The 12984-nt window shown below is 73.9% G+C and carries 9 protein-coding genes; 3 read left to right on the top strand and 6 right to left on the bottom strand.

What is annotated here, in order from left to right; genetic code table 11:
• Positions 1 to 136 precede the first annotated feature (136 nt).
• Complete coding sequence (locus tag AB0F61_RS32575) at positions 137 to 823, bottom strand: DUF4191 domain-containing protein (RefSeq protein ID WP_357358122.1); 687 nt, start codon at positions 821 to 823, stop codon at positions 137 to 139.
• A gap of 206 nt (positions 824 to 1029) precedes the next feature.
• Here AB0F61_RS32575 and AB0F61_RS32570 point away from each other — a divergent pair, with 206 nt between their 5' ends.
• Both AB0F61_RS32570 and AB0F61_RS32565 read left to right on the top strand, forming a co-directional pair.
• Positions 1030 to 1200, top strand: coding sequence for a hypothetical protein (locus tag AB0F61_RS32570; protein ID WP_355032421.1), 171 nt, complete (start codon positions 1030 to 1032; stop codon positions 1198 to 1200).
• Between the two features lie 116 nt (positions 1201 to 1316).
• A complete protein-coding gene (locus tag AB0F61_RS32565; protein WP_357817748.1) occupies positions 1317 to 4208 on the top strand; it encodes an AAA family ATPase in 2892 nt (963 codons plus the stop codon).
• A 53-nt stretch (positions 4209 to 4261) separates the two neighbouring features.
• On the opposite strand, the gene AB0F61_RS32560 is transcribed toward AB0F61_RS32565, so the two are convergent.
• Both AB0F61_RS32560 and lipA read right to left on the bottom strand, forming a co-directional pair.
• Positions 4262 to 5935, bottom strand: coding sequence for a hypothetical protein (locus tag AB0F61_RS32560; protein ID WP_357817745.1), 1674 nt, complete (start codon positions 5933 to 5935; stop codon positions 4262 to 4264).
• 38 nt (positions 5936 to 5973) lie between these two features.
• Positions 5974 to 6969: a lipoyl synthase gene (gene lipA / locus AB0F61_RS32555; RefSeq protein WP_357817742.1), complete on the bottom strand. Its 996-nt coding sequence runs from the start codon at positions 6967 to 6969 to the stop codon at positions 5974 to 5976.
• Positions 6970 to 7422: 453 nt separating this feature from the next.
• Here lipA and aspS point away from each other — a divergent pair, with 453 nt between their 5' ends.
• Entirely contained in the window at positions 7423 to 8709 is a 1287-nt protein-coding gene (aspS, locus tag AB0F61_RS32550; protein ID WP_357817739.1) for an aspartate--tRNA(Asn) ligase, read from the top strand.
• A gap of 150 nt (positions 8710 to 8859) precedes the next feature.
• Here aspS and lipB read toward each other — a convergent pair whose 3' ends face one another.
• The 3 genes from lipB to AB0F61_RS32535 all read right to left on the bottom strand — a co-directional run bounded on the left by lipB (position 8860) and on the right by AB0F61_RS32535 (position 12762).
• A complete protein-coding gene (gene lipB / locus AB0F61_RS32545) occupies positions 8860 to 9501 on the bottom strand; it encodes a lipoyl(octanoyl) transferase LipB (protein WP_357817736.1) in 642 nt (213 codons plus the stop codon).
• Between the two features lie 96 nt (positions 9502 to 9597).
• Positions 9598 to 10872, bottom strand: coding sequence for a hypothetical protein (locus AB0F61_RS32540; protein WP_357817734.1), 1275 nt, complete (start codon positions 10870 to 10872; stop codon positions 9598 to 9600).
• Between the two features lie 57 nt (positions 10873 to 10929).
• Complete coding sequence (locus AB0F61_RS32535; RefSeq protein ID WP_357817731.1) at positions 10930 to 12762, bottom strand: DUF2079 domain-containing protein; 1833 nt, start codon at positions 12760 to 12762, stop codon at positions 10930 to 10932.
• Positions 12763 to 12984: the final 222 nt, after the last annotated feature.

Raw genomic sequence — 12984 nt, 5'->3', positions numbered from 1 at the left:
GGGCGCGGGGCGCGGGGCGCGGGGCGCGGGGCGCGGGGCGCGAGGCGCGAGGCGCGAGGCGCGAGGCGCGAGGCGGCACGACGAAAAAGAGCCGGGCCCGTTCGGGTCCGGCTCTTCTCGGCGTACGTCGAAGGGGTCAGCGGCCCCGCGACTGGCGGAAGGCGCCCGGCGGCCGCATGTTCTTCGGGATCGCGCCCTTGGGCATCTGCGGACGGGCGGTGAGCGCCTTGAGTCGCTTGTCCAGCGAGTTGACGTCCTTGCCGGAGAGCGCGCGGGGCAGACGCAGCAGCGTCGTGCGGAGCTTGCGGATCGGCAGCTCGCCCTCGTCCTGCCCGATCACGTAGTCGTGCAGGGGCGCGGAGCCGATCACCTTCGACAGCCGCCGCTTCTCCTGCCCGAGCAGGCCACGCACCCGCTGCGGGTTGCCCTCGGCCAGCAGGATCACGCCCGGCCGGCCGATGACCAGGTGGACCATGTCCATCTGGGTGGTCGAGCTGACCGCCGGGGTCACCCGCCAGTCGCCGCGCATGTTCTCCATGATCTGCGCCGCCGCCCCGGGCTGGCCCTCGGCGGCGTTCATCATCGCCTTGTTGGACCGCAGGTTGAGCACGATCAGCACCGCGAGCAGGACGAACAGGATGCCGATCGGCAGCCAGATCCAGCTCCAGAGGATGACCGCGACCACGGTGAGGGCGAGCGGGATGAGCACCGCGGCGGCGACCAACGGCGCGAACCACCGGTCCTGCTTGGCGGTGAACTGGAACACCATCCCGATCTGCTTCAGCCGCTGGCCGAACGAGACCTTCTCCTGGGGCTTTGCCATGCCGCAGAGTCTAGTGGTCGCCGCCCGCCCCGTTGATCCGCGTCCGGGTCCCGGCCGGCTGAGTACCTTACGTCGCTTCGCCGGTGCCGGCCGGGCGAGTAAGGAGGGCGTCGACGGTGAAGATCAGGCGCTGTGCCCATGCCCGGGTGGGGCCTTCGCGCGGAGAGTCATCAGCAGCGGACGACACCACGACGAAGGAGACCGACATGTTCGGCAACGACGCGGAATTCCTGCTCTCCCTGCACCGTACGCACGCCGCCGAGCTGCGCGCCGAGGTGGCCGCGGACCGGCTCGCCCGCGCGGTGTCACGACGCCCCGGCCGCACCTGGCTGGGCCGCCGCCAGCAGACCCGCCGCCTCGGCGACGACCGCCGGTGACCGCGCCCGCCCCGGCGGCCACGCCCACGGTGCCCGCCCTGCGCGACGGTCGACCGGAGGCCGTCCCGCCGATCGGCGGGCCCGGGGCGGGCGGCCGTCATGGCATGCTCGCTTCCGTGACCGTACGCGCCGCCAGTTCCGTCCTCGTCGGCCGTCAGCGCGAGCTGGCGACGCTGCGCGAGACGCTGGCCCGCGTACGGGCGGGGGAGCCGAGCACGGTGCTGGTCGGTGGCGAGGCGGGCGTGGGCAAGACCCGGCTGTTGGAGGAGTTCTCCGGCTGGGCCGCCGACGGCGGGGCGCGGGTGCTTGTCGGCCAGTGCCTGGAGTTGGGCGAGGCGGGTCTTCCCTTCGCCCCGTTCGCCGCCGCCCTGCGCGCGGTGCTGCGCGTCGACGGCCCGGAGGTGTTCTCCGGCTACGAGGCGGAGTTCGCCCGGCTGCTGCCGGAGCTGGGCCGGGCGACGCTGGCCGCGCCGAGCGCCGCGCCGGTCGGTGACGCCCCGCGCGGCTACCTGTTCGACCTGGTCGCCGAGCTGTTCCAACGGCTCGCCGAGGCCCGGCCGTTGGTGCTGCTGATCGAGGACCTGCACTGGGCCGACCGCTCCACCCGCGACCTGATCGGCTTCCTGGTCCGGGCGGCCCGACCGGGCCGGCTGCTGCTGGTCTGCACCTACCGCACGGACGAGTTGCAGCGTGGTCACCCGTTGCGCCCGTTCCTGGCCGAGCTGGACCGGGTTCGTGGCGTGCGCCGGGTCGAGCTGGGCCGGCTGGACCGCGACGGCACCGCCGCGATCCTCGCGGATCTGCTCGGTGCCGAGCCGTCCGCCCGTGCCGTCGACGACGTCCACGAGCGGACCCAGGGCAATCCCTTCTTCATCGAGGAGTTGGCCGTCGCCGGCGATCCGGTCGGCTGCGCGGCGCTTCCCGAGACCCTGCGTGACCTGCTGTTGGCCCGGGTGGACCGGCTGCCCGAGCCGTCCCAGCGGGTGCTGCGGATCGCCGCGGCCGGCGGCACCCGGTTCGCCCACGACCTGCTCGCCGAGGTCGCCGGGTTGCCGGACACCGAGTTGGAGGACGCGCTGCGTGCCGCCGTCGCCGCCCAACTCGTGGTGGCCGACCCGGACGGCGACTACGAGTTCCGGCACGCGCTGGTCCGCGAGGCCGTGCACGACGAGTTGCTGCCCGGCGAGCACGCCCGGCTGCACGCCCGCTTCGCCGCCGCGATCGAGGCGCAGCCGCACCTGGTCGCCGTCGGCCGGGCCCCCGCCGAGATCGCCCACCACTGGTACGCCGCGCACGACCACCCGCGCGCCCTGGTCGCCGCGCTCGCGGCGGCCCGCGCCGCCGCCGACCGGTACGCCTACGCCGAGCAGCGCCGACTGTTGGAGCGGGCGCTGGAGCTGTGGGAGTTGGTGCCCGACGCCGCCGACCTGCTCGGCATCGACCACCTGGCGTTGCTTGAGCAGACCCTGGACGCCGCGATCACCGCCGGTGACTTCAGCCGGGCGATCACCCTGACCCGGGCCGGGCTGGCCGAGGTGGACGCCGACGCAGCGCCGCTGCGTGCCGCCCGGCTGCTGAACCAGCGGGGTCGACTGATGGCCCTGCTCGGCAAGAGTGACGGCAGCCGTGAGCTGGATGAGGCGTACCGGTTGGCTGCCGGTGGCCCGGTCGGCGTGGAGCGGGTCCGGCTGCTCGCCGACATCGCCTCCCACCTCGCCAAGATCGCTCCTCAGCAGGCCGCCCGGGTGGCCGCCGAGGCGAGTGCGGCCGCCGCGGCCCTCGGCGAGGAGTTGGCCCTGCTGCCGACGCGGATCGCCCTGCTCTGCCACGGCCAGCGGGATCTGGAGCGTGGGCTGACCGGGCTGGCCGAGGTCGAGGCCGTCGCCCGTGCGGCCGGGGACACGCCGGCGCTGGTGCTCGCCAAGGTGTTCCAGTCGGACGTGCTCTGCGAGCTGGGTCGCTACGCCGAGTCCGCGCAGGCGGCCGAGGCCGGTGTGGCCGAGGCGCGGCGGGTGGGGATCAGCCGCTCCACCGGGGCGTACCTGCTGTCGAACCGGGCCGAGGCGCTGATCGCGCTGGGTCGGTGGGACGAGGCCGAGGCGGTGTGCGCGGAGGCCGCCCGGATCGACCTGTCCGGCGTCACCGGGCTGCACTGGCTCCAGTTGGGCGCCGGGCTGCGGCTGGCCCGCGCCCACCCGGGCGCCGAGGAACTGGTCGACCGGGCGTTGGCCTTCCTCGGCCGGCCCTACCTGTGGCCGAACCACCGGCTGCCCCTGCACGAGCTGGGGATCGAGGCCGCGTTGGCCGCCGACGACAAGATCGAGGCGGTACGCGCCGCCCGCGCCGCGCTGGCCGACGCGCATCTGCCGCAACTGCCCCGGGAGGGCTGGCCGGTGCTCAGCGCCGTCGCCCGTACCGCCGCCCGGGTGGGTGACCGGGAGCTGGCCGCCGCGGCGTCCGCGCTCGCCGCTGACCTGCCGGCCCGGCATCCGGCGGCGCGGGCGCACGCCGCCCAGGTCACCGCCCTGCTGGCGGTCGGCGACCAGGTGCTGCCGGCCTGGCGGTCGGCGGTGGACGCGTGGCGTGCCGACGGGCAGCCGTACCCGCTCGGTCGGGCGTTGCTGGCGCTGGCCGAGGCGGCCGCCGCCGCCGGCGAACGGGACGAGGTGTCGGCGGCGGTCACCGAGGCCACGGAGATCGCCCGGCGGTTGGGCGCGACGCCGCTGGCCGAGGCGGCCGCAACCCTGGCGCGGCGGGTCGGCCTGCGCGGCACGGGTCAGGGCGGGGCCGGCGCCGATCTGTTGACCGCCCGGGAACGGGAGGTGCTGCGGCTGGTCGCCGAGGGGCACAGCAACAGCCGGATCGCCGAGCAGTTGTTCATCTCCCCGAAGACGGCGAGCGTGCACGTCTCCCGGATCATCGCGAAGCTCGACGTGACCAACCGGGGAGAGGCCGCCGCGCTGGCCCACCGCCTCGGCCTGCTCGCCGAGCCCGCGCCACCCCGCTGACGAGCGTGCCGGCGGCCGGGGGCGGCGGTCACCGTCGGGCCGGGCGCGCGGGGTCAGGCCGACGGCAGGTAGATCCGCCAGCCGTCGATCGTGACCAGGTTCAGGCTGCCCGGGGCGGTGCGCAGCCGCTCGTCGAGGGTGTGCGCCAACGGCGAGCCGGTCGGCGCGACCCAGACCGGCGCCGCCGCGCCGTCGACCTCCCGCCGGTACGCGGGGTAGCGGTCGAAGCCGGGGCGCAACGCATCGTCGACGACCGCGCAGACCACCTGCTCCGCTGTTGCGAAGGTGAGCCGGTTGCAGGTCCAGTAGCCGGCGCGGACGTGTCGCACGCCGAGCTGACGCAGGGTGGTCACCAACTCGGTGTGCCGGGCCTCAGCGGCCCGTGTCGCGGGTGCGGTCCGCGCTGCCTGCCAGGTGGCGTGGCCGGCGGTGCCCAGGGTGGCCACGAGCAACGCCAGCGCGACCGGGTGGGCCAGCGCCGGCCCGACGCCGCGACTGTCGCTCGCCGGCTGTCGCAGACCGCCACGGGCCGTCGCCCAGACCGGCCACAGCAGTGCCGGCAGCGAGATGAGCAGGCAGGACAGATAGCGGGAACTCTCCACCGGGGTGAGACCGGCGGAACTGCTCACGGTGTACGCGCCGAGCGTGCCGACCGCGGCCAGCACGAGCGCCAGCCAGATCGCCGCCACCACCCGCGGTGCCGGGTCGGCGGGGCCGCCGGGGTCTGCGGAGGCGGTGGGGCCAGCCGGGGCGGCGGCCGATTGACGCAGCGTCCGCCAGGCGGTGGCGGCGGCGAGGGCCAGCAGCAGCGGCAGGGCGAGCGCCCACCACAGTTGCCAGGTGGCGCACCGCCCGGGACCGCAGAACCCCATGCCCAGCGCCGGGCCGAGCAGCAGGCCACCGTGCAGCCGGTCCGCCCAGCCCGCGCTGGCGTTCGCGCCGCTGGCGGCGAGCACCGCGTTCAAGGGGTTGCTGCCGGTCAGCACGCTGTCCAGCAGCAGCGGGGCGGCGCCCAGCACGGCGGCGGCCCCGAGCAGCGCCCCGGCCGCACCCCGCAGCTCCCGGCGGCAGAACCCGACGAGCACCGCACCGAGCGCCACGACGTACGGCAGGACCAGCGGGTCGACCCAGACCATCAGGCCGGCCAGGAACCCGCACAGCGCCCAGCGTGTCAGCCGCCACCCCGGCCTTCCGGCGGCCAGATCCACGGCGAGCACGGCCAGCGCCATCCCGACCGCGTTCATCTCGGGGTAGCCGCCCCCGGCGATCAACTGGTTCTTGACCACCCGGTCGGAGCCGAGGGCCAGCAGCGTGACCACCAGCAGCCCGAACCACCGGTCCCCGGTCAGTCGCAGCGTCAACCGCCAGGCCAGCAGCAGGAACAGCACGTACAGCGCGAGGGTGGGCAGTCGCAGACCGAGCAGCGACGGTCCACCGGCCAGCGCGAACACCGGCGCGGCCAGGTACGCCTCCAGCGGCCCCATGTACTGCTGGCCGTAGAACCAGACCGGGAAGTCCTCAGCTCGGGCGATGTGCAGCGCGGCCAACCCCATGGCGGCCTCGTCGCTGTTGGTGGGTGGCGCGGCGTGGCCCAGCAGCCAGAGCCGGTAACCCACCCCGGCGAGCACGGCCAGCCCGGTCAACCAGCCGACCAGGCCGAGACGCCCGCCTGGCCGTGGACGCGGGGATCCCGCGTCACGCGGCTGCTGGCGTACCCCGGCGGTCATCGCACGATCATGACATTCGGCCGCCGGGCCGGTGCGGATCAGGCGGTGGTGGCGACCGGGGTGGCGGCGCGGGCGTCGAGGGCCTGCTTGTAGAGCCGACCGGCCCGGTACGACGACCGCACCAGCGGCCCGCTCATCACGCCGGCGAAGCCGATCTCCTCGGCCTCCTCGCGCAGCTCCACGAACTCCTCCGGCTTGACCCAGCGGGTCACCGGGTGGTGCCGGGGGGAGGGGCGCAGGTACTGGGTGATGGTGATCAGCTCGCAGCCGGCCTCGTGCAGGTCGCGCAGCGCCTGCGAGACCTCGGCGCGCTCCTCGCCCATGCCCAGGATGAGGTTGCTCTTGGTGACCAGACCGTCGGCGCGGGCCTGCCGGATGACGTCCAGCGAACGGTCGTAGCGGAACGCCGGCCGGATGCGCTTGAAGATGCGCGGCACGGTCTCCACGTTGTGCGCCAGCACCTCCGGGCGGGAGCCGAAGACCTCGGCGAGCTGCTCGGGCACGGCGTTGAAGTCCGGGATCAGCAGCTCGACGCCGCAGCCGGGCTGGAGCGCGTGGATCTGTCGGACGGTCTCGGCGTACAGCCAGGCGCCGCCGTCAGGCAGGTCGTCGCGGGCGACACCGGTGATGGTGGCGTAGCGCAGCCCCATCGAGACCACCGACTCGGCCACGCGGCGCGGCTCGTCGGCGTCGAACTCGGCCGGCTTGCCGGTGTCGATCTGGCAGAAGTCGCAGCGCCGGGTGCACTGGTCGCCACCGATGAGGAAGGTGGCCTCCCGGTCCTCCCAACACTCGTAGATGTTGGGGCAGCCGGCCTCCTGGCAGACGGTGTGCAGCCCTTCGCGCGAGACGAGCCCGCGCAGCTGGGTGTACTCCGGACCCATCTTGGCCTTGACCTTGATCCACGGCGGTTTGCGCTCGATCGGCGTCTCGGCGTTGCGCGCCTCGATGCGCAGCAGACGCCGCCCCTCGGGGGCCGCCGTTGCGGTGCGCGCTGCCTGGCCGGTCGTCGGCGCGGAGTGCTCGATCGTCACGAAAATGAGCCTACGCCGGACGGCAGGTGTCTATGTACGCCAGGCGACCGGCGTCACGCTCCAAACGTTGTGACGCCGGACACCGGATAGCCGAAAAAAGGCGTCACACCCGTCGGGATCCGGTGCTACGGTCTCCGCCAACAGCGACGACGGAGCCGAGTAGCGCGCCGACCCGCCAGTGCAGAGAGCCGCCGGTGCTGAGAGGCGGTCTGGCGCCGGCGCGCGAAGACCCTCCTGAGCTGCGGGAAGAACGGTTACGGGTCACCCGTGCCCAGTAGAGCCCGCCCGGTTGGCCCCGGTCATCAGGCGACGAACGAGGCCCCCGCTTCGGCGGGGGTGAAGGTGTGGTGGCACCGCGAGGTTCCCGCTCGCCCACACCTCCCTGGGGCTGATGCGACGCTTCGCCTCCCCAGGGCGGCGACGGCGTGGCGATCAACCGAGGAGCAGCCCGCCATGCAACGAACCCTGTCCCACCACCTGCCCGCCCAGATCGGCGCGACCGTGCGGATCGCCGGGTGGGTGCACCGCCGCCGACTGCTCAAGTCGGTGGCCTTCCTGATCGTTCGGGACGCCGCCGGCCTGGCCCAGGTGGTCGTCACCGACCCGGCCGTCCGCGCCGAGCTGGAGAAACTTCCCGAGGAGACGGTCGTCGAGGTCACCGCCACGGTGACCGCGAACGACACGGCGCCCGCCGGGGTCGAGCTGACCGACCCGGAGGTACGCCCGCTCGGGCCGCCCGCCGTGCCGCCACCGTTCGACCTGTACCGGCCGGCGCTCACCGCCAGCCTGCCCACCCAACTCGACAACGCGCCGATCGCCCTGCGCCACCCCACCCGGTCGGCCGCGTTGCGGATCTCGGCGGCTGCGGTCGCCGGGTTCCGGGCCGCCCTCGACGCCCACGACTTCGTGGAGATCCACACCCCGAAGGTGGTCAGCTCCTGCACCGAGAGCGGGGCGAACGTGTTCGCGTTGGACTGGTTCGGCGGGCCCGCGTACCTGGCCCAGTCGCCGCAGTTCTACAAGCAGTTGATGGTCGGCGTCTTCGAACGGGTCTACGAGGTGGGGCCGGTGTTCCGGGCCGAGCCGCACGACACCGTCCGGCACCTGGCGCAGTACACGTCGCTCGACGCGGAACTGGGCTTCGTCGCCGACCACCGGGACGTGATGCGGGTGCTGCGCGACACAGTGGCCGGGATGCTGGGCACCGTGGGCGAGCGGGCCGGTGGCGCCCTGGCGACGCTCGGCGTCACGCCGCCGCAGGTGCCGGCGGAGATCCCGGCGGTGCACTTCACCGAGGCGCTGACGATCGCCGGCGCTCCCGCCGACGAGCCGGACCTCGCGCCCGCCCACGAACGGGCGCTTGGCGAGTGGGCCCTGCGCGAACACGGGTCGGACTTCCTCTTCGTCACCGGCTACCCGATGGCGAAGCGGCCGTTCTACACCCACCCGGACCCGGCGCGGCCGGCGTACTCGAACGGTTTCGACCTGCTCTTCCGTGGTCTGGAGCTGGTCACCGGCGGGCAGCGGCTGCACCGGCACGCCGACTACCTGGCGGCGCTTGCGGCCCGCGGTGAGCCGGTCGAGCCGTACGCCGGTTACCTGGACGCGTTCCGGCACGGCATGCCACCGCACGGTGGCTTCGCCATCGGCCTGGAACGGTTCGTGGCCCGACTGGTCGGCGCGGCCAACATCCGGGAGGTCACCGCGTTCCCGCGCGACCTGCACCGGCTCACCCCGTAGGACTCGCGCCGGCTGCGCGCTGGACTCGGTCGACCCCTGTCAACAGTCGGCGAGCCGGTCGCGCAGCCGGGCAGCCTGCGGGCCGTTGAGGTCGAGCGCGAGCGCCGCCCGGTTCGCCGTGGCGGCCACGCCTCGCCGGCGACGTGGCGCTCAGACCGTGACGAGGGTGGACAGTCGGCGTTCGACCACCGGCAGCACGTCGGCGACGCTGATCGGGCGGCCCAGCTCGGCGGTGAGCGAGGTGACGCCCGCGTCGCGGATGCCGCACGGCACGATCCGGTCGAAGTAGGTCAGGTCGCAGTCGCAGTTGATCGAGAAGCCGTGCAGGGTGACGCCCCGGGCGACCCGGATGCCGATGGCGGCGACCTTGCGGGCCGGCCCCCGGTCGTCCTCGGGCACCCAGACCCCGCTGCGCCCCTCGACCCGGCCGGCGGTCAGCCCGAACTCGGCGCACACGTCGATGAGCAGCTCCTCGGTGCGGCGCACGTAGGCGACCACGTCCACCGGGTCGGGCAGCCGCACGATCGGGTAGCCGACGAGCTGCCCCGGGCCATGCCAGGTGATCTTGCCGCCGCGGTCCACGTCGACGACCGGGGTGCCGTCCGTCGGCCGGTCCCACGGCTCGGTGCGCTTGCCCGCGGTGTAGACGCTCGGGTGCTCCAGCAGCAGCACGGTGTCGCCGCGTTCGCCGGCCACCACCGACTCGTGCAGGCGCCGCTGCTCGTCCCAGGCGGCCTGGTAGTCGAGCAGGCCGGCGCGGACGGCCGTCAGGCCGGGGGTCGTCGTCGTCACGCGTCCAGCCTAGTCCCGCTACCGACGATCATCCCTGGTGAGCCGCCTCACGAGGACCTCGTCGTGCCCGTCGCGGCACCGCTCGGCGGCTCGTTGTCACGCCGGAGCCGGGCCCGTCGCGGCGCGGCGGCGACGAACACGCCGAACGACGAGGGCGACGGCGAGCAGCGGCGGCACGGCAAGCGTCAGGTAGACCCAGAGCGGGGCGGCGAACGGTGACGGCCGGGGCTCCGGACCACCGAACGCGGCCCGGCTCAGCAGGTCGCCCGGCACCATCAGGTCGGTCGACCCGACCGGCGTGGTCACCAGCACCTCGCGACCGCCGTCGGGCGACAGCGCGGCGAGAACGGTCTGCCGGTCGGTGTGCTGCTTCGTTTCGCTCACATATCGCAGGACCGGGTCGTCGCCGCGCCAGCCGACGATTCCGCTGACCGAGGTGCCGGCCGGCAGGGCCTGGCCGACGGCCTGGCCGGTGGCCGCGTCGAGGAACTCGATCCGCCAGGTGCGCGCGGCCGCCTGCTCGGAGGTGCACCGAGGCCCGGCGCAGCCGTCGAAGGCGAGCAGCGCGAGCCGCCGGCCGTCGGGATGCCAGGCGGCCGGGCCGGCCAGTATCCGCCGGTCGCCCAGGTCGACCTGCCAACGAGGGCCGCCGCCGGCCGGGTCGACGACCACCAGTCGCTGACGCTCGGCGAGCTGGGCCGGCACGTCCGGTGAGCCGGTGACCGCCATCAGGTCGCCACCGGGTGACCAGGCCGCTGCGGTGTGCGCGGCGAAGGTGCCGACGCCGACCATCCGCTCGGTGCCCCGGAACGGGTCGACGACGAGCAGGTCGTCGGGCTTCTCCGGGTCGTTGAGCTGCTGATTCTCCGGCCCGAAGCTGATCACCTCGTCGTCGTTGTTGCGGGTGCCCAGCACCTGCTGCCCGTCCGGCGACCAGGCCAACGGGTGAACGCCCGTGCTCACCGTGCGGCGCTGCCGGCCGGTGGTGAGGTCCAGCAGCTCGCCGGAGCCCGGCCGCAGGTAGTGCCGTCCATCCGGGGAGAGCAACCCGTGCCCCTCGGCGATGCCGATCGGGATCAGCCGGTATGCGCCGTCCCGGTCGACAAGCACACCTGTCGACTCGAAGTAGCGGGTGCGGTCGGTGAAGAACACCAACGCGGCCCGGCCGGCCGGACGTTGCCCCACGGTGGCCTGCCACAGCCACGGATTGTGCACCCGGGTCGGCACCGCGCCGGCAGTGCTGCCGGAAGCCGTGGTGCTGCCGGTGACAGTGCTGTTCGCAGCCGTGGCGGCCGGCGCGCTGATTGCCACAAGCCCCAACGCGACCCCGACCACAGCGGCGCGCCACAGTCGTCTGCCGGTCGCTGCCATCAGCCCATTAGACGCGACGCGAGCCGGTCGCGATGCCCCGCTCGGTCGTGGCGCGGTCTACCGGTCGGCCGGTGGGATGCGCCAGAGCCAGACGTCGTCGACCCGCTGCGGCTCGCCGAACAGGGCGGTGCCGGTACGTCGCAGCGCCTCCTCGTCGACCTCGAACTTCGCGCCGTGCACCCGGTCGGCGAGCACCACCGTCTCGATCCGCCAGTGCCGCAGGTCCGACTGGACCTCCCGGATCGTCCCGTCGGTGATGATCGGCACCAACCCGGTCCGGCCGGCCTGGTCCATCAACGCGCTCAGGGTGCGCGGCACCGGGCCGATCCGGCCGCGCCCGTCCGGCCCGCCGGGGCCGAGGAAGAAGCCGCCCGGGATCTCGAACTCGCCCTGCCGGTGCGACAACGCGTACGCCTGCCAGCGTTGACCGTCCGGGTAGATGTCCACGGTCAGCGGCACCGGGGTGAGCACCCCGTCGGGTGAGACGTAGTCGCGCCAGGTGCCGGAGGTGATGAACCGGGGGATCGGCTCCCGCTCGTCGGTCAGCAGCGGGGTGGGTAGCAGCGGCACCAGGGCCGCCGCGAAAGCGAGCACCCACGCCAACTCCGTGGGGCGGTACCGGGGTGGCGCGGCCCGGAGCTGATCAATGGTGTACGCCAGCACCAGCCCGATCACCGGCGCGACCACCAGGGCCAGCCGGGCCGGCAGCGCGGCGTTCACCACCGGCAGTTGCCCGAGCAGGTCGAACGGCATGGGCAGGTCGGTGCGCCGCCCGTCGACCTTGGCGATCGGGCCGAAGGAGAGTACCGAGAAGATCAGCGCGAGGACGCCCAGCGCCCAGAGGGTGGCCCGGCGGCCCGGGTCGGCCCGCCGCCAGAGCGCGACGAAGCAGACGACGGTGAGCACCAGCAGCGGGACGCCGAAGAACGAGTTCTCCTCGGTCGGGTTCGGCGCCAACGAGGTGCCCAGTCCCGCCTCGCCGGCCAGCGAGCGGCGCGGGAAGGCGGCGAACGCGGCGATGTCCTCGGAGTGGATCACCGGGTCGAAGCCGGTGCCGTGGAACCGTTGCGGCCCGGCGAAGTGCAGCCACAGCGGGTACGCCAGCAGCACGCCGGCCACCACGGCGGTCACCCCGAGCCCGCGCAGGAAGGTCGGCAGCGCGGCGCGTGCCTCGGCCCGGTTGGCCGGGTGCAGCGCCCAGATGGCGACGAACACCCCGAGCGCCAGCGCCGCGAAGAAGAGCCCCTCGGCGGCGATCGAGAAGGCCACCGCGACCAGCACGCCGAGGATCACCCCGTCGCGCAGCCAGTGCCCGGCGCGGCGCAGCGCGAACAGCCGCCAGATCAGCAGCGGCACCAGCCAGCCGGCGGTCCAGTTCAGGTGCGCGTTGGCGTGCGAGACCATGCCGGGGGAGTAGGCGATGAACAGGCCGCCGACCCCGGCGGCCAGCCGGCTGCGGACCAGGTGCCGGGACAGCAGCCAATACCAGGTCAGCGCCGTGGCGAGCAGGTTCAGGGTGAGGATCACCAGGAAGGTGGCCGGCGGCCCGATCAGGTACGTGAGCGGGGCGAAGACCACCGCGTACACCGTGATCGAGGTGTTCACCGCGAGGTTCACGCCATCCGGGACGTTGATCAGGTAGGTGAAGAGCGGGTTGTCGCCGTGGGTGACCGCGTGCCCGCCGAAGGCCAGCAGCCACTCGAAGAGCGCCTGGTCGCTGGAGTTGACGGTGATGGTGCGGACGTTCGGGTCCCGCCACAGCCCACTTGTCACCCAGACGGCGAGCGCGAGCGCCACCAGCACGACGATCAGGTCGGCCCGGCGGTCCCGGACGACGCGCGGCGGTGACGCGGGTGCGGGGCCGGTGGCCAGCGACGGGGAGGACGGCACGCAGCGGACGTTACCAACCGGACCTGGACAGGCCGGTCAGACCTGCGAGGAGGGGACCGTTGTTGTCGCGTGGGGTTGGGGAGGACTCGCGTCGACGGTCCGGCGTACACCTCGGCGGCCGTGAATGTGTGAGCGCGCCCCATGTCATGGCGGCGACACATCGTCGTAACGTCACGGCAATTCGACCGTGACCCAGTTCACAGTCCGCCCCTTTCAGGAGGC

The sequence above is a fragment of the Micromonospora sp. NPDC023888 genome, assembly GCF_040639415.1.
Classification (GTDB): Bacteria; Actinomycetota; Actinomycetes; order Mycobacteriales; family Micromonosporaceae; genus Micromonospora.
This window is presented reverse-complemented; position numbering and strand designations above follow the sequence as displayed.